Annotated in this window: 11 protein-coding genes; 9 read left to right on the forward strand and 2 right to left on the reverse strand. The window is 71.2% G+C overall.

All coding sequences use genetic code 11. The features are described from left to right. Window positions 1-301: 301 nt before the first annotated feature. Window positions 302-1,465 (forward strand): sensor histidine kinase, encoded by a 1,164-nt coding sequence (locus LR393_RS26085; RefSeq protein ID WP_231487359.1) that lies wholly within the window; start codon window positions 302-304, stop codon window positions 1,463-1,465. 16 nt (window positions 1,466-1,481) lie between these two features. Here the strand turns inward: LR393_RS26085 and LR393_RS26090 are convergent, their stop codons facing one another. Continuing rightward, window positions 1,482-2,261: a VOC family protein gene (locus tag LR393_RS26090; protein WP_231487360.1), complete on the reverse strand. Its 780-nt coding sequence runs from the start codon at window positions 2,259-2,261 to the stop codon at window positions 1,482-1,484. 291 nt (window positions 2,262-2,552) lie between these two features. On the opposite strand from LR393_RS26090, the gene LR393_RS26095 reads away from it, so the two are divergent. Both LR393_RS26095 and ligA read left to right on the forward strand, forming a co-directional pair. Continuing rightward, window positions 2,553-3,494 (forward strand): uroporphyrinogen decarboxylase/cobalamine-independent methonine synthase family protein, encoded by a 942-nt coding sequence (locus LR393_RS26095; RefSeq protein WP_345718586.1) that lies wholly within the window; start codon window positions 2,553-2,555, stop codon window positions 3,492-3,494. A gap of 129 nt (window positions 3,495-3,623) precedes the next feature. After that, window positions 3,624-5,879 carry an NAD-dependent DNA ligase LigA gene (gene ligA / locus LR393_RS26100; RefSeq protein ID WP_269327921.1) on the forward strand — a complete coding sequence of 752 codons (2,256 nt, stop codon included), beginning with the start codon at window positions 3,624-3,626 and terminating at the stop codon, window positions 5,877-5,879. Window positions 5,880-6,085: 206 nt separating this feature from the next. On the opposite strand, the gene LR393_RS26105 is transcribed toward ligA, so the two are convergent. Then, window positions 6,086-6,841, reverse strand: a complete 756-nt coding sequence (locus LR393_RS26105) for a hypothetical protein (RefSeq protein ID WP_231487363.1) — start codon at window positions 6,839-6,841, stop codon at window positions 6,086-6,088. 137 nt (window positions 6,842-6,978) lie between these two features. Here LR393_RS26105 and LR393_RS26110 point away from each other — a divergent pair, with 137 nt between their 5' ends. The 6 genes from LR393_RS26110 (at window position 6,979) to LR393_RS36680 (ending at window position 15,390) form a co-directional block, all read left to right on the forward strand. After that, window positions 6,979-8,631 carry an FAD-binding dehydrogenase gene (locus LR393_RS26110; RefSeq protein WP_231487364.1) on the forward strand — a complete coding sequence of 551 codons (1,653 nt, stop codon included), beginning with the start codon at window positions 6,979-6,981 and terminating at the stop codon, window positions 8,629-8,631. A 93-nt stretch (window positions 8,632-8,724) separates the two neighbouring features. Beyond that, a complete protein-coding gene (locus LR393_RS26115; protein WP_231487365.1) occupies window positions 8,725-9,063 on the forward strand; it encodes a Na+/H+ antiporter NhaA in 339 nt (112 codons plus the stop codon). Window positions 9,064-9,605: 542 nt separating this feature from the next. Next, window positions 9,606-9,902: an Asp-tRNA(Asn)/Glu-tRNA(Gln) amidotransferase subunit GatC gene (gene gatC / locus LR393_RS26120; protein ID WP_231487366.1), complete on the forward strand. Its 297-nt coding sequence runs from the start codon at window positions 9,606-9,608 to the stop codon at window positions 9,900-9,902. Next, a complete protein-coding gene (gene gatA, locus LR393_RS26125) occupies window positions 9,902-11,443 on the forward strand; it encodes an Asp-tRNA(Asn)/Glu-tRNA(Gln) amidotransferase subunit GatA (RefSeq protein ID WP_231487367.1) in 1,542 nt (513 codons plus the stop codon). The genes gatC and gatA overlap by 1 nt, the downstream gene beginning before the upstream one ends. Then, complete coding sequence (gene gatB / locus LR393_RS26130) at window positions 11,440-12,981, forward strand: Asp-tRNA(Asn)/Glu-tRNA(Gln) amidotransferase subunit GatB (protein WP_231487368.1); 1,542 nt, start codon at window positions 11,440-11,442, stop codon at window positions 12,979-12,981. The genes gatA and gatB overlap by 4 nt, the downstream gene beginning before the upstream one ends. A gap of 24 nt (window positions 12,982-13,005) precedes the next feature. Next, window positions 13,006-15,390, forward strand: coding sequence for a putative bifunctional diguanylate cyclase/phosphodiesterase (locus tag LR393_RS36680; RefSeq protein WP_231487369.1), 2,385 nt, complete (start codon window positions 13,006-13,008; stop codon window positions 15,388-15,390). Window positions 15,391-16,988: the final 1,598 nt, after the last annotated feature.

Raw genomic sequence — 16,988 nt, forward strand, 5'->3', positions numbered from 1 at the left:
TTGTGGCCTTGCGCGCATGACCCGACGGCTTTGTGGCCTTGCGCGCATGACCCGACGGCTTTGCGGCCTTGCGCGCAGGGGTCGCCGGATCTTCGGGAGAACCACTACCGGGCCGCCATCAAGGGGGGCTGTCAGGGCCGGGGCTGTCCTCGCTCCGCTGCCGGTCGTCCTGGTTGTCCTCACCACTCCGGTTGCGTGAGGCAGCTCGCACCGCCGTGGTGCGCGTCCTTCATCGGGTTCGTGGGGGCCGGCGTCACCGGCCGTGAAAAACGCCTGGTTCGAGCGTCTATGCTCGCTGGTCGTGCGTAACCTCCCTGAGGGCCTTGAGCGGGTGCGGGCGTTCCGTGACGTGCTCCTGGCGTTGCTGCTGGTCTTTTTCGCGTTCACGACCGGTGACACGTTCGCAGTGGTGCTGGGAACGCTGGAGCGGGACCGGCCGGCTGATGTGCTGTCGGTCATTCTGGTTCTGGCGCAGTGTCTTCCGATGATCGTGCGGCGTACCCACCCGGGTCTGGCACTGGTGGTGATCAGTGTTGCGTGGGGGCTGCACCAGGTCGTGGGGTATCAGGGGAGCTCGGCCGGGCTGGCGCTCTACATCGCCCTGTACAGCGCCGGAGCGCACCTGACCCGGCGTCGGGGGTTGGCCGTGGCGGGGCTGGTCGCCGGGTATCTGGCGCTGGCCGTGGCCATGAATCGCACCAATCACGGTGAGAAGCCGATCGACTACCTGACCTTCGTGCCCGTGCTGGTGCTGTTCTGGCTGATCGGCGAGGGCGTGCGCGCGCGGACCCGGGCCGAGGCGGCACGTCGCGCGGCGCAGAAGCGCGAGGCGGTGGCGCAGGAACGGGCCCACATCGCGCGGGAACTGCACGACGTGGTCACGCATCACGTCACGGCGATGGTGGTGCAGGCCGAGGCCCTGCCCTACCTGCTGCCGGGCAACCCCGACAAGGTCCGCGACGGTCTGGGAACCATCAGCACCACCGGACGTTCGGCCATGACCGACCTGCGTGAGCTGCTCGACGTGCTGCACGACCCGGGCACCCCCACCGACCAGGAGCGCTCCCCGGCCCATGAGCCCCTCGAGGTCCTGGTGGAGCGCGCCCGCGCCGCCGGGCAGGACGTCACGTTCGCCGAGCACGGCGCCGCTGCCCCGCTCCCCACCGGCCTGAGCCTGGCCCTGCAGCGCGTGGTGCAGGAATCCCTGACGAACGCCCTGAAACACGCCCCGGACCGCACCACCACGGTGACCCTGACCCACAGCGAGGACGAACTCGACGTCGCCGTGGTCACGTCCGGCGGCTCCACCACCCCGAGCCCCCGCCGCCCCTGGGCTCGATCCGGCCGCGGCATCAACGGTATGCGCGACCGGGTAGCCGCTTTCGGCGGCGAACTGACGGCGGGACAGGAGCCCGACGGCAGTTTCGCCGTGCGGGCGAAGCTGCCGCGCCGCCCGGCCGCCTGAGCCACCGGGAACCTGGTCACGGCGCGGCCGGGGGCTCCATCAGCCAGAGGCGGTTGCCGTCGGGGTCCTTGATCGCGGCCATCCGGCCGAACGGGCTCCCGAAGTCGCGGCGGGTGATCGCGCCGCCGGTGCTCTCGACGAACTCCAGGGCCGCGGTGATGCTGCGGACCTGGAAGTACGTGAGCCAGTAGGGAGATGCGTCGTCCTCGCCCATCATCGGGCCGATGCCGCCCAGGGGCCATTCCTCGTCCGGGTGTGAGTAGGTCTGGTAAGTGTCGCCCGCACCCATCTCCGGCGGCAGCGGGGCGTTGTCGAAACCGAAGAGCCGGCGGTAGAACTCGCGGGCGGTGGTCGGGTCGGACGAGCGCAGGTCGTCCCAGGCGAAGGCGCCGGCGTCGCGCACGTGGGCGCTGCCGATCGCGTCGCCCGCCTGCCAGAGCCCGAACGGGGCCCCGGCCGGGTCGCACGCCACCGCCCGCTGCCCCCGGGTGCCCGCGCTGCGGGGCGGCAGCAGGATCTGCCCGTCGTGCCTCACCACGGCCTCGGCCGTCGCCCCCAGGTCGTCCGTGGCGAAGTGCACCAGCCAGCCGGTGGGCGCGTTCTCGTGGATCTGCGTGATCCCGGCCGCCGCGACACCGTCCACCGTCGCGATCACCAGGGAGTGCTCCGAGGGCGACCGCTCGAACGACCACCCCAGCAACGGGCCGTAGAACGCCCGGGCGTCGTCGACGTCCACCGCCGAGAGCTCGGTCCAGCAGGGTGTTCCCGCGCGCCAGCGGTCGGTCCGGATTGCCACGTGCGTCCCCAGTTCCGTCGTGTGCGGCGCTCGGGTGAGGAGCGCCGGCCGTCTACAGGATCTCGCGGACAGTAGCCGCTCGCTCACCGTACTGCGCGGCGCCCCGGATCCGGGGCTGACGGGGTGGGCCGTTCGGCGCCGTAGGCTCGCAGGGTGTCGACCCCCACTGACAACCTTCATCTTCCCGACCCGGCCGATGCCTCCGGCTCCTCCGGTGAGGACGCGGTCGTGATCGGCCCCGGCGCGGCCACCGGTATCGGTTCGTGGCCGGGGACGGACGTCCTGGACACCATGCGGGTGGTCTTCGGTGAGCTCGGCGATCCGCCGGCGATCCCGCACCTGCCCGAACTACCCGGGCGGGGGCCGGGCGCGGACATGATCGGGCGGGGCGCCGGGCTGCTCGTCGACATGCCCGTCGACCTTCAGCCGTCCGGTTGGCGGCTGGTCGACCACCCCGGGCGCGACCACAGCCGCACCCGGTCGTGGCTGCGGCAGGACCTGGACGTGCTGGCCGAGGTCGCCGACGGGTATGAGGGTCTGCTGAAGGTGCAGGTCACCGGCCCGTGGACACTCGCGGCGAACCTTTGGCTGCCGCGCCTGGAGCGAGTGGTGGTGGACAAGGGGGCCTGCCGCGACGTGATCGCGTCCCTGGCCGAGGGCGTCACGCAGCATCTCCAGGAGGTGCAGCGGCTGGTGCCCAAGGCCCGGCTGGTGCTCCAGGTGGACGAGCCCTCGGTGCAGTCCGTGCTGGACGGTTCACTGCCCACGGCCAGCGGGTTCGGGCGGTTGCGGGCGGTCGACGGGCCGGTCGTGATCGAGGGGCTGCGGGCGGTGCTGGAGGCGGCGACCGCGGCCGGCGCGGTGCGGACCGTCCTGCACTGCTGTGCCTCGAAACCGCCGGTGGACGTGCTGATCCGGTCGGGCGCGTCGGCGCTCTCGCTGGATCTGTCGCAGCTGGGCACGCAGCGCTGGGAGCAGGTGGCCGAGGCTACCGAGAATGGTCTGGGGCTATGGGCGGGAGCGGTGCCGACGGCCTCCGGCCTGAAGCCGGCGGCCGTCGCCGACGCGGTCTGGAACCCGTGGCGACGGCTCGGGCTGGATCCGAGATCAATTGCGGACGTCGTGGTCACCCCCTCCTGTGGGCTCGCCGGATCGTCTCCCCAGCAGGCCCGCTCGGCGCTGAAGGTGGCGCGTGAGGCGGCCCGCATCCTGAGTGAGAAGGCGTACGAGTAGGTGAGCTCTTGATGCCTGCCGAGCGCCGGGATCATGCCGGCCGGGCGTCGGCCGGGTGTCGGGTGGGCGTCGCGCCGACGCGAAACTGTCGGTGGGTCGCGGTTGAATGTGGATGTGGCTGAAGCAGAGATGGGTGCGGCGGACGACCTGCCCGGCGGCGAGGTGGCCGGTCCGGGGGAGATTCCTGAAGAGGCGCGTCACCGGTGGGCCGATCTGGCCGACCAGATCCGTGAGCACCGCTTTGCCTACTACGTGCGGGATGCGCCGACGGTCTCCGACGGTGATTTCGACGCGCTGATGAAGCGGCTCGAGGCGCTGGAGGAGGAATACCCAGGCCTGCGCACGCCCGACTCGCCGACCCAGCAGGTCGGGGGCACATGGTCGACCGACTTCGAACCGGTCGATCATCTCGAGCGCATGCTCAGCCTCGACAACGCGTTCAGCGTCCAGGAGCTGCGCGAGTGGGCGGCCCGGGTCGAGCGCGACGCCGGCGCGGTGCGGTACCTGTGCGAGCTGAAGATCGACGGCCTGGCCATCAACCTGCTGTACGAGGGCGGCCGGCTGGTGCGGGGCGCGACCCGGGGCGACGGCCGCACGGGCGAAGACGTTACGCTCAATGTCCGCACCATCCAGGGCATCCCGCACTCGCTCACCGAGGTCGAGGGGGTGCCCTTCCCCCAGCGCGTCGAGGTGCGGGGTGAGGTGTTCTTCCCGATCGAGGCGTTCGCCGAGCTCAACGCCAAGCTGGTCGAGCAGGGCAAGTCGCCGTTCGCGAATCCCCGCAACGCCGCGGCCGGGTCGCTGCGCATGAAAGACCCGCGGGTCACCGCCACCCGGCCGCTGCACATGCTGGTGCACGGCCTGGGCGCCCGTACCGGGTTCGACATCGTCTCGCAGTCGCAGAGTTACGACCTGCTGAAGGCGTGGGGCCTGCCGACCTCCGGCACCTGTCGGGTGGTGGCCAGCGTGGACGAGGTGGTGGAGTTCATCGAGTTCTTCGGTGAGCACCGGCACGACCAGATCCACGAGATCGACGGTGTCGTGGTCAAGGTCGACGAGGTGGCGCAGCAGCGCCGGCTCGGGGCCACCAGCCGGGCGCCGCGCTGGGCCATTGCCTTCAAGTACCCGCCCGAAGAGGTAAACACCCAGCTGCTCGACATCCGGGTCAACGTCGGGCGCACCGGCCGGGTCACACCCTACGGCGTGATGGAGCCGGTGCTCGTGGCCGGGTCCACGGTCGCGATGGCCACGCTGCACAACGCTTTCGAGGTGAAGCGCAAGGGTGTGCTGATCGGCGACACGGTGGTGCTGCGCAAGGCCGGTGACGTGATCCCGGAGATCGTCGGCCCGGTGGCCGAGGCCCGCGACGGCAGCGAGCGTGAGTTCGTCATGCCGACGCACTGCCCGGAGTGCGCGACGGAGCTGCGGTACGAGAAGGAGGGCGAGAAAGACATTCGCTGCCCGAACTCCCGTACCTGCCCCGCGCAGCTGCGGGAGCGGCTGTTCCACGTGGCCGGGCGCGGGGCCTTCGACATCGAGGCGCTGGGGTGGGAGGGCGCGATCGGCCTGCTGCAGGCCGGGGCGGTGAAGGACGAGGGCGACCTGTTCGGCCTGACCCCCGAGATCGTGAGCACCGTGCCGCAGTACACGCGGAAAGACGGTGAGCTGTCGGCCAATGGTCAGAAGCTGCTCGACAACCTCCAGAAGGCCAAGAACCAGCCGTTGTGGCGGGTTCTCGTGGCCCTGTCGATCCGGCACGTGGGCCCGACCGCGGCCCGGGCCCTGGCCCAGTCGCATCGCTCGATGGACCGGATCCGGGAGGCCACGGAAGAAGAGCTGGCCGCCGTCGACGGCTGCGGCCCGGTGATCGCCGTGGCGGTGCGGGAGTGGTTCGAGGTCGACTGGCACACCGAGGTGGTGCGGCGCTGGGCCGCCGCCGGCGTGCGGATGGCCGACGCGGTGGACGAGTCGGTGCCCCGCACGCTGGAGGGCATCACGGTGGTCGTCACCGGCTCGCTCGAGGGTTTCAGCCGCGACGAGGCCAAGGAAGCCATTCTGAGCCGCGGCGGCAAGGCCTCGGGCAGCGTGTCGAAGAAGACGAACTTCCTGGTCGCGGGCGAGAGTGCGGGCAGCAAGCACGACAAGGCCGTGCAGCTGGGCGTGCCGGTGCTCGACGAGGCGGGCTTCCGGCTCCTGCTGGAACGGGGGCCGGACGCGGTGACACCGGCCGGCGAAGCGGTGCCTGGTGAAGCAGCGCCTGCTGAGGCGGTGCCGGGTGAGGCGGTGCCGGGTGAGGCGGTGCCTGGTGAAGCAGCGCCTGGTGAAGCAGCGCCTGGTGAAGCAGCGCCTGCTGAGGCTGCTGACGGCCAGGCCGCCGGAGACTGAGGCGAAGCGGTCTGGCGCTCAGGGACTGAGGCGAAGCGGTCTGGCGCTCAGGGACTGAGACGACACGGTGCGGTTCAGCGCGCCCTGGTGAGGGGTTGGTGCGGTGTCGGTGGTGTCGGTGCGGCCCGACGCGCTGCGTCCCGGTCCGCCTCCGCACATCGTGTGCATTCTTTGCGCTCCGGCCGCAACGACTGCGCACAATGATTTCAGACCCAGCTGGTGACCGCCGACAAGACCTGGCGCACGGTGGTGGTGACCGGCCGGATCAGGGTCTCGTTGATCTGGCGGGCTTCTGCGGCGATTCCCCGGCCGATCGAGCGGGCCAGGCCGGCGATCGCCCGGCCGACGGGGGCAGCGATGTTCTGCCAGATCCAGCGGGCCGCCAGGCCGAGGGGGCGCAGCGTGTAGCGGTAGGTGAGGTGCAGCAGCCATCCGGCGCCACGCCAGCCGGGACCCAGGAAGTAGACGTAAACACCTCTTAGCATCCAGGTTACGGGTTGCACTACGAGCAGGTGAAGGACCCGGCCGATCGCGACGAGGATGGGGGTCAGGACCTCGGCCAGCCGGGCCAGTATCCGCCGGAGCCAGAGCGCCGGCGGCACGATCAGATAGTTCCAGGCGAAGCTCAACACCGGGACGACGATCACGTGCCAGAGGAAGCGGCCCGGCACGACGACCAGGTACCGGATGAGGAAGAGCACCGGGACGACCAGGAGGTAGCGCCCGAGGAAGCGCCCCGGGACGACCACGACATAGCGCCAGAGGAAGAGCAGCGGCACCAGGACCACCTTGTCGAACAGCCAGGCGGCGGGCCGGAGCACGTAGTCGGCGAACAGCCGGCCCACGACCCGGAGCAGTTCCCAGGCCAGGCGGAACGGCAGCACGACGATGACGGCCAGCACCCGCACTGGCCGCGGCACGATGGGGTCGGGGGAGGGGGCGCGGTATACAGGCTCGCTCACGGCCCAGGGACGAAGCCGGTGCCCAGCTTGTTGCACCGGCCCCCACCCCCATGGAGGAAGAGAGCTACCCGAGGGACTGGGGGTCAGTGCGGTGAATGGCACTGGGCGGATCGGGCTCGGCGTGGTGGGATTCACGGATGGACGCTGACGTCATCGTGGTGGGTGCTGGTCTGGCCGGGCTGGTTGCGACGGCCGAGCTGGTGGACGCGGGGCGGCGGGTGATCCTCGTCGACCAGGAGAGCGACCAGAACGTGGGGGGTCAGGCGCACTGGTCGTTCGGCGGGCTGTTCCTCGTGGACTCGCCGGAGCAGCGCCGCATGAAGATCAGGGACTCGCACGAGCTGGCCTGGCAGGACTGGCAGGACACCGCCGGGTTCGACCGCGACGAGGACCACTGGCCGCGGCGCTGGGCGGAGGCCTACGTCGACTTCGCCGCGGGGGAGAAACGGTCGTGGCTGAGTCAGCGGGGCCTGACGTGGTTCCCGCTGGTGGGCTGGCCCGAGCGCGGTGAGGGCCGGCCCGGCGGCATCGGTAACACGGTGCCGCGGTTCCACATCACCTGGGGCACGGGCCCGGGCGTGGTGGAGCCGTTCGAGCGCCGCGTGCGGGAGGCCGTGGCCCTGGGCCAGGTGACGCTGGCGTTGCGGCACCGGGTGGACGATCTGGTCGTCCGCGACGGTGCGGTCACCGGGGTCACGGGGCAGCGGCTGGAGGCGGACCGGCGTCCCCGGGGTGTGAGTGGGAACCACCGGGAGGCGGGGGAATTCAGCTTCAGTGCGGAGGCGGTGATCGTGACCTCCGGTGGTATCGGCGGCAGCCACGACCGGGTGCGGGAGGTGTGGCCGCAGCGACTGGGGACCGCCCCGTCCACCATGGTCGCCGGTGTTCCCGCGCATGTGGACGGCCGGATGATCCCGATCACGCAGCGCGCGGGCGGCTCCGTGATCAACCCGGACCGGATGTGGCACTACACCGAGGGCCTGCACAACTGGGACGAGATCTGGCCGGGCCACGGTATCCGCATCCTGCCCGGCCCGTCGTCGTTGTGGCTGGACGCGACCGGCCACCGGCTGCCGGCCCACCTGTACCCGGGCGCCGACACTCTGGGCACGCTGGAGTACCTGCGCACCACGGGCCACGACCACAGCTGGTTCGTGCTGAACCAGAAGATCGTGGAGAAGGAGTTCACGCTCAGCGGTTCCGAGCAGAACCCCGATCTCACCGGGAAGTCGCTGCGTCAGCTGCTGGGACGGGTGAAGCCGGGCCCGACCCGGCCGGTGCAGGACTTCCTCGACAACGGCAAGGACTTCGTCATCGCCGACAACCTGCCCGACCTGGTGCGGGCGATGAACGAGACCACCGCGCAGCCGCTGCTCGACCTGGCCGACGTGGAGGCCGCGGTGCTGGAGCGCGACCGGCAGATCGTCGACCCCTCGTCCACCGACGACCAGATCCTCGCCATCCGTGACCTGCGCAGTTACTTCGGCTACCGGCTGATCCGGACAGCGGGGGAGCGGCGTCTGCTCGATCCGAAGGCGGGCCCGCTGATCGCGGTGCGCTTGAGTGTGCTGACCCGCAAGACCCTGGGCGGCCTGCAGACCGACCTCGACTCCCGGGTGCTGACCGAGGCCGGTGACCCGGTGCCCGGCCTGTACGCGGCGGGCGAGTGCGCCGGTTTCGGCGGCGGCGGGATGCATGGATACCGCGCCCTGGAAGGAACTTTCCTGGGCGGCTGCATCTTCAGTGGACGTACGGCGGGCCGGTCGGCAGCCGAGGCCACCCGCGCCTGATCAGGCAAAGTCCCATCCGGGGAAGGTTTGCACGATCACGGAGGGGGTTGAGGGGTTGACCGCGTCGTATCGCGGTTGATGCAGGATGTGGGCATGGCCGTCAGCCTGCTCGTCGGCAACGGGGTCGGCATCACCCGGTTCGCGATCGCCGCTCTGCGCAGCGGCGTGGGCGTGCTGCCCGGCGGGGTGCGTTACAGCCACCTGTTCCGCGCCGCGCCGCCGGCCGGGATCGGGTTCACCATCTCGCTGTTCATCACCGACCTGGCCTTCACCGACCAGCTCCTGCGCGACGAGGCGAAGATCGGCATCCTGGTCGGCTCGCTGGTCTCCGCCGTGGCCGGGGCCTGGGTGCTGCGGGTCATGGGCGAGCGCATGCCGCTGTGCTCACCCGCCGGCGACACCGCACCGCCGCAACTGCCGCCGCTGCCCTGAACCGCCCCCGGCCTCGCGGCGCCCTCCCCGAGGTGACCACAGACCACCATGGTGGACGCCCGCCCGCGCGGGTGGGCGTCCACCATGGTGATCGCCCCAGACCGAACCGGCGCCGCCGCGCCGGACCGGCGCCACCATCCAGCGCCGCGCGCCGCAGCGACGGCACGTCGACCACCCCCTGACAAGGCGCACCGTCGATGAACAGCAACGACCCCGCTCGCGATGCCCGCCGCGTAGTCGGCCCGCACCAGCGGGGCGAACTCCTGGGCCTTCTCGTCCGCCGCCCGGTCCGGATCGCGATCCACGTCCTGGGACACGGGACGACCCCCGGACACAGGGCGGGTGGGAACTGGCTGACCTGGCCGGTCCCGGGGCTACCAGATTACGTAGATGAAACAGGCGCCGCAGGCGAGCGGCGCATGGCCTGGGTGATCGTGACCGTAGGATGTTCACCGGTGTAGGGGACCAGGAGAACCCTGGTCATCTGCACCCGAATTCTTGAAGTAGTCGCACTGTCACCAACCGCAAGGGAGATGCTCCTCATGCCCGCCATCTCGCGCGATGAGGTGGCCCACCTCGCCGGACTGGCCCGGATCGAGATGAGTCCCGACGAGCTGGACCGGATGGCCGGTCAGCTCGACGTGATCCTCGGTGCTGTCGCCCAGGTCCGTGAGGTGGCCGGGGACGACGTGCCCGCCACGTCGCACCCCATGCCACTCGTCAACGTGACCCGCCCGGACGTGCCGCGCCCCGGCCTGTCCGCGGAGCAGGCACTCGCGGGAGCCCCGGCACAGCAGGAGCAGCGCTTCCGTGTGCCCCGCATTCTTGAGGAGGACTGATGAGCGAGCTCACCCGCCGCACCGCCGCCGACCTGGCGCAGCTGCTGTCCTCCGGTGAGGTCTCCGCCGTCGAGGTGACCCAGGCGCACCTCGACCGGATCACCGAGGTGGACGCCGGCGTCCACTCGTTCCTGCACGTCGCCACCGAGTCGGCGCTCGCCGATGCGGCCGCCGTCGATGCCGCCCGCGCCGCCGGTGAAGACCTCGGCCCGCTGGCCGGTGTGCCCATCGCGGTCAAAGACGTGATGACCACGCAGGGTCTGCCCACCACGGCCGGCTCGAAGATGCTCGAGGGCTGGGTGCCGCCGTACGACGCGACCGTCGTGCGCAAGCTGCGCGAGGGCCGTCTGGTCATGCTCGGCAAGACCAACATGGACGAGTTCGCGATGGGCTCCTCCACCGAGCACTCGGCCTACGGCCCGACTCGTAACCCGTGGGACCTGAACCGGATCCCGGGTGGTTCCGGGGGTGGCTCGGCCGCCGCGCTGGCCGCCTTCGAGGCGCCGCTGGCGACCGGTACCGACACCGGCGGCTCCATCCGCCAGCCCGCCAGCGTCACCGGTACGGTCGGTGTGAAGCCGACCTACGGCGCGGTCTCGCGTTACGGCCTGATCGCCATGGCCTCCAGCCTCGACCAGGGTGGCCCGTGCGCCCGCACCGTGCTCGACGCGGCGCTGCTGCACGAGGTGATGGCCGGGCCCGACCCGCTCGACTCGACCAGCCTCACCGGCGGTTACCCGGATGTCGTGGCCGCCGCCCGGGCCGGTGCGAAAGACGGCATCGCCGGGCTGAAGATCGGCGTCATCCGCGAACTGCACGGCGGCGAGGGCGGTTACCAGGCCGGTGTGCTGGCCCGCTTCGACGAGTCGCTGGCGCTGCTGACCAAGGCCGGCGCGGAGATCGTCGAGGTCTCCTGCCCGAGCTTCACCGCCGCGCTGCCCGCGTACTACCTGATCATGCCGAGCGAGGCCAGCAGCAACCTGGCCAAGTTCGACGCCATGCGGTACGGCCTGCGGGTCGGGCCGCAGGGGGTGGAGGGGCCGAGCGCCGAGCAGGTGATGGCCGCCACCCGCGCCGCCGGGTTCGGTGACGAGGTGAAGCGCCGCATCATCCTCGGTACCTACGCGCTCTCGTCCGGCTACTACGACGCCTACTACGGCTCGGCGCAGAAGGTGCGCACACTGATCCAGCGTGACTTCGCCGCCGCGTTCGCCCAGGCCGACGTGCTGGTCAGCCCGACCGCGCCGACCACGGCGTTCCCGCTAGGCGCCAAGCTCGACGACCCGCTGTCGATGTACCTGCAAGACGTGGCCACCATCCCGGCCAACCTGGCCGGTATCCCCGGCATGTCGCTGCCCTCCGGCCTGGCCGACGAGGACGGTCTGCCCGCCGGTATCCAGCTCCTGGCCCCGGCCCAGGCCGACGACCGGCTCTACCGGGTCGGCGCGGCGCTGGAGTCCCTGCTGGTCGAGAGCTGGGGCGGTCAGATCCTGGACAAGGCCCCCGTGCTCGACGCCAAGACCCTGGAGGCGATCCGATGACCTCGCTCAGCCAGTTCGCCGAGGTGCTCGACTACGACGAGGCCCTGGCGAAGTTCGACCCGGTGCTCGGTCTCGAGGTGCACGTCGAGCTGAACACGAACACGAAGATGTTCTGCGGTTGCCCGACCGAGTTCGGTGCCGAGCCGAACACCCAGGTGTGCCCGGTCTGTCTGGGCCTGCCCGGCGCGCTGCCGGTGCTCAACCAGATCGGCCTGGAGTCGGCGATCCGGATCGGCCTGGCGCTGAACTGCTCGATCGCGCAGTGGTGCCGCTTCGCCCGGAAGAACTACTTCTACCCGGACATGCCGAAGAACTTCCAGACCTCGCAGTACGACGAGCCGATCGCGTTCGAGGGCTACCTCGACGTCGAGCTGGAAGACGGTGAGACCTTCCGGGTGCAGATCGAGCGCGCCCACATGGAGGAGGACACCGGTAAGTCGCTGCACATCGGTGGTGCCACCGGCCGGATCCAGGGCGCGGAGTACTCGCTGGTCGACTACAACCGGGCCGGTATCCCGCTGATCGAGATCGTCACCAAGCCGATCACCGGTGCCGGTGAGCGTGCGCCCGAGGTGGCGAAGGCCTACGTCAGCGCACTGCGGGAGCTGCTGCGGGCGCTCGGGGTGAGCGACGTGAAGATGGAGCAGGGCTCGATGCGCTGCGACGTCAACGCCTCGCTGCGTCCCCGCGCCGAAGACCAGGACTCCGTGCCGCTGGGCACCCGCACCGAGACCAAGAACGTCAACTCGCTGCGCAGCGTCGAGCGCGCGGTGAAGTACGAGATCTCCCGGCACGCGGCCGTTCTCACCGGTGGTGGGAAGATCCTGCAGGAGACCCGGCACTGGCACGAAGACACCGGCATCACCACCTCCGGCCGGGAGAAGTCCGACGCCGAGGACTACCGCTACTTCCCCGAGCCCGACCTGGTGCCGATCGCACCGGACGCGGCCTGGGTGGAAGAGCTGCGCGGCACCCTGCCCGAGCCCCCGGCCCGGCGCCGGCGCCGGTTGCAGGGGGAGTGGAACTTCTCCGACAAGGAGATGCGCGACCTCTACAACTCCGGTGCGGTCGAGCTGGTCGAGGCCACGGTCGCGGCCGGGGCCTCGCCCCTGGCGGCGCGTAAGTGGTGGACGGGTGAGCTGTCCCGGCTGGCCAATCTCGAGGAGAAGCAGCTCTCCGAGATGCCGGTGACGCCGGCGCAGATCGCGCAGCTGCAGGCGCTGGTCGAGTCGGGCAAGCTGACCGACACCCTGGCCCGGCAGGCGCTCGAGGGCGTGCTGGCCGGCGAGGGCGACCCGGAGCAGGTCGTCGAGAAGCGCGGTCTGGTCCTGGTCTCCGACGACGGCGCGCTGGGCGAGGCCGTCGACCGGGCGATCGCGGCCAACCCGGGTGTCGCCGACAAGATCCGTGCGGGCAAGGTGCAGGCCGCGGGCGCGCTGATCGGTTCGGTCATGAAAGAGATGCGGGGGAAGGCTGACGCGGCCCGGGTGCGCGAGCTCGTTCTGGAGCGGCTGCCCGTGGACGCCCCGGATGCCTGATCCATATCGGTGCTGTGGGGCGCGGTGACAACCAACCCCTCCACCACGGTCAGGGACGTCGCGTTCGGGGCGGTGGCCTTCGTGGCCGTCGCCTGTGCGGCGGCCCTGACCGTGGCCGGCATCACCCAGGGCATCGGCGCCCGGCCGCTGGCGACCGGGCTGACCGGCATGGTCGCGTTGCTCTGCGGTTCGCTGCTGGCCTGGAACGGAACGAGGCCGGGCCCACCGGACGGTGAACCCGTCCGGTACCGGCAGATCCTCGGTGCCGCCCTGATGCTCTGGGGCACCGGTCAGATCGTGAATGCCCTGTCCGGCCAGGGTTTCCCGACCATCGGCGACTCCGTGGCGTTCGTCGCCGCGCCGCTGGGCGTGTGGGGACTGCTGTCGGTGCCCCGGGCCGTGCCCGGCCGGCACCCGGCCTGGCGCCTGGGCCTGGACTCAGTGCTGCTCGGCGTCACGGTGGCGCTGCCCGCCTGGCACTTCGCCTTCGCGCAGGTGTTCACCGGCCGGCCGTTCGACGCCGATGCCGTGATGGCGGCGCTGGTGCTGATCGCGGATCTCACCGTGATCTGCTTCGCCACCCTCGCCTACGTGCGGGACCTCGACCGCAACCTGCTCGTCGCCGCGATCGGCGCCGGGCTCTACACGGTCGGTGACCTGGTGACGATGCGCGCCGGTCTGGCCGGAACCGATCCCTGGCCCTGGTGGGCGTCGCTGCTCTGGTGCCTGGCCTGGCCCGTGATCGTCTACGGGCTGCTGCGGTACGAGCCCCGCCCGCCCGACGAACTGCGCGCCCCGGTCGATCCCGACGCCCGCGGGGTCATCATCACGACCACCGTCAGCCTGGTGCTGCTGGTCGTCTCGCTGGCCGCGCTGCTGGTGGACGACCACACCGACCGGATCGCCCTGGTCCTGGTGATGATCGCGGTGGTCGTGTTCGGTGGCCGCGAGATGCTGAACACCCGCATCCGCTCGGCCCTGCTGCGCCGGCTGAACGAGGAGGCCACGGCCGACCCGCTGACCGGCCTGGCGAACCGCCGCGTGCTCCAGGCCCAGATGGCGCGCCTGCAGCAGGGCGAGCCGTGGTGCCTGCTGACCGTCGACCTGGACGGCTTCAAAGACGTCAACGACCTACTCGGTCACGCCACCGGCGACAAGCTGCTGGTCGCCGTGGCCCATCGCCTGGCCGCCGCGGTACCACCCAAAGCCCTGGTCAGCCGCATCGGTGGCGACGAGTTCGCTGTGCTCCTGCCCGGCAGCATCCAGGTCGGTACCCAGGTCGGCCAGACCATCGTCACGGCCGTGCGGCAGTCGGCCGCCGACGTCGAGGGTGTCACCCGGGTCGAGGTCTCGGCCAGCATCGGGGTCGCGGCCGTCGACGCGAAGGCCCTGATCGAGGGTGCGGTGCCTCTCGGGGATCACCAGGACCAGGCCCTGAGCCCGGCCGACCCTGATGAATCCGACGGTCCTGACGACTCCGAGGACGCCGGTGAGCAGACCGATCCGTCGGTGCAGACCGTCGTCGACCCGCTCGGCGCGCTCTCGGCCTCGGGGGCGGCGCTGCGCGTGGCCAAGGCCACGGGCCGCAACCGGGTCGAGGTCTACAACTCCACGGTCGCCCGCATCCGGCAGCGTCGTCTGCGGGTGGAGGAACGGCTGCGCACCGCCGTCGAGACCCGCGCGATCACGGTGCAGTTCCAGCCCATCGTCGACCTGCGCCGCGGGGTGGTCACCAGCGCCGAGGCCCTGGCCCGCTGGACCGACCCGCAGCTCGGCCGGGTCGGGCCGGACGAGTTCATCACCGTGGCCGAGCAGACCGGGCTGGTCGTCGACATCGGCGAGCAGATCATGGAGGCCACGCTCAGCAGCGCCGTGAAGGAAGGCCTGTTCGACCGCGGCCTGCGCATCAACTGCAACGTCTCGCCGGTGCAGCTGCGGGTGCCCGGTTTCCACCAGGTGGTGCAGGAGGCCCTCACCGCCCACGGCGCGCCCCGCGAGCAGTTCGTCATCGAGGTCACCGAGCAGGTGCTCGTGGAGGAGGGCCAGGCCGCGCAGACCCTGCATCGCCTCGCCGCCCTCGGTTTCACCATCGCGATCGACGATTTCGGCACCGGCTACTCGGCCCTGGGCTACCTGCAGCGTCTGCCCGCCGACATCCTGAAGATCGACCGGGCCCTGACCAGCAGCCTGGTCTCCGAACCGCGGTCGCGCGCCATCACCCGCGCCGTGCTCGACCTGAGTCGCACCGTCGGTGTGAGCGTCGTGGTCGAGGGGGTCGAGACCAGCCAGGTCGACGACCTGGTGCGCCGCATGGGGGTCGGCTTCGGCCAGGGACTTCACTACGGACACGCCATGAGCGCCAGCGATCTGGCTGCCATGACCGATCGTCTGGGCCGCTCCGGGCCCTAAACCTGCCGATCTTCTCGATTCGGTAAAGATGCCCCCTTGATGGCCGGGAGCAACGGATACACCGATACCGTCGGCGAGGCCTTGCCGGGACGGCTGGGAAGGCCGTACTCGACGGAAGGCGAGGAGCCATCGGATGGCCGACCTGCACGAGCCGCGGCCTGCCCTCTCCCGCCGCGGTGCCGGACGGCACTCGTCCCCGCAGGCCGCTTCGCCGCAAGACCCGCAGGAGCCTGAACAACCGGTGGAGTTCGGTGCCTCCGAGCCCCTTCCCGAACGTCCGGGCCGTCCCCGCCCGGCCGGCCGCCGGGCCGCGGCGATCACCACGCCCAACGGTATGCCGGTGCTCGACGTGCTGCTCTCGAACTGGGAGCGCAGCGGTGAGATCTACCTCCAGGACAAGGTTTCCCCCGACGCGGTCGGCCACCGCCCGCTGAGCACCTACCTGCCCGAGTTCAATCAGGACGACACCCAGCCACCGCAGCCCGGAATCCGTTCTGAGCGGCCCGCATCCGCACCGGTGGCCCCGCCCGCGCCGCAACCTCGCCCGGAAACCGGGCCCGGACCGGCGGCCCAGCCGTACATGTCCCGCGCCGAGCGCCGCCGGGCCGAGGCCCGCCACGGTGCCCAGGACACCCCGCCCGCCGATGCCTGGTGGCAGGGCGCGGAGCCAGAAGGACGACGTCCGTCCCGGTCACCGGCCCGCGAGGTGGATCCGGGGGGCGAGGGCTTCGGCGCCCGGTCGCCGAACGCGGATGTCGGGTCACCACTGGTGGCAAGCGGTTACAGCGATCAAGCAACGGACGAGGTTGCCGGCGCCCCAGGGTCCCTCACCTCAGGAGCCCCCGGGGACAACCAGCTGGGATCCGGCCACCGAGGACACGCGGAACTCGACGTCAGGTCGCTGGGCGGCCCGACCCCGGAGCGCTCACACAGTGGACGAAGGGGGTCACGCTCCGGCGCGGAACCCTTCGGTGCGCCGGTCGCCGACGACCCCGGTTCACCGGGGCGGCGTCCGGGGGCCGCTGGGTCCGACCAGTGGACGCCCGGCGCGGGCTTCGGGGAACCCCGGGAAAACGGTTCACACAGGCGGGGTTCCGGACCAGGTGCCAGTGAGTTCTGGCCGGGTGCCGGTGAATCGGGTGTGCGGGCGCGTGATGCGGGCGGGGGTGAGCCGGGCGTCGCCGGGAGTGGTCTGGAGCGGCGGGATCCAGGGTTTGACCGGCCGGGTGCCGGTGAATCCGGTCCGCGGACGAGGGACGCACGGTCTGGTCGCTCGGGTCTGAGTGGTTCCGAGGTGCGGGTGCTGGGTGCGGACGTCGCGGATCCGGGTGCCGGTGGACGACGCGGGGCGCCGGCTCCGGGGTTAGCGGCCACGGGCGCCCTGGGGTTCGTGTCCCGCATGCCCGACGCCGATTTCGGTCTGCCGAACGCCGGTGACCTGGGCTCACGGATGCTGGGGGCAGGTCCGCGAGCGCTCGGCGCGGGCCCCGGCTCCCGGACGCCGGGCGAGAGTCCGGACGAGCCGGAGACCTGGTCCGGTCCCGGACCTTCCGATGCAGGACAACAGTTCTCGGGAAGATCCCGATCGCTCGTGGATA

The organism is Kineosporia mesophila (genome assembly GCF_021129235.1).
In the GTDB taxonomy this organism is placed as follows: domain Bacteria; phylum Actinomycetota; class Actinomycetes; order Actinomycetales; family Kineosporiaceae; genus Kineosporia; species Kineosporia mesophila.

What these genes read in the sequence shown, in the direction of transcription:
- gatB (WP_231487368.1), top strand. Translation starts at nt 11,440, where the DNA reads ATGACCTCGCTCAGCCAGTTCGCCGAGGTGCTCGACTACGACGAGGCC.
- LR393_RS26115 (WP_231487365.1), top strand. Translation starts at nt 8,725, where the DNA reads ATGGCCGTCAGCCTGCTCGTCGGCAACGGGGTCGGCATCACCCGGTTC.
- gatA (WP_231487367.1), top strand. Translation starts at nt 9,902, where the DNA reads ATGAGCGAGCTCACCCGCCGCACCGCCGCCGACCTGGCGCAGCTGCTG.
- LR393_RS26110 (WP_231487364.1), top strand. Translation starts at nt 6,979, where the DNA reads ATGGACGCTGACGTCATCGTGGTGGGTGCTGGTCTGGCCGGGCTGGTT.
- LR393_RS26095 (WP_345718586.1), top strand. Translation starts at nt 2,553, where the DNA reads ATGCGGGTGGTCTTCGGTGAGCTCGGCGATCCGCCGGCGATCCCGCAC.
- gatC (WP_231487366.1), top strand. Translation starts at nt 9,606, where the DNA reads ATGCCCGCCATCTCGCGCGATGAGGTGGCCCACCTCGCCGGACTGGCC.
- ligA (WP_269327921.1), top strand. Translation starts at nt 3,624, where the DNA reads ATGGGTGCGGCGGACGACCTGCCCGGCGGCGAGGTGGCCGGTCCGGGG.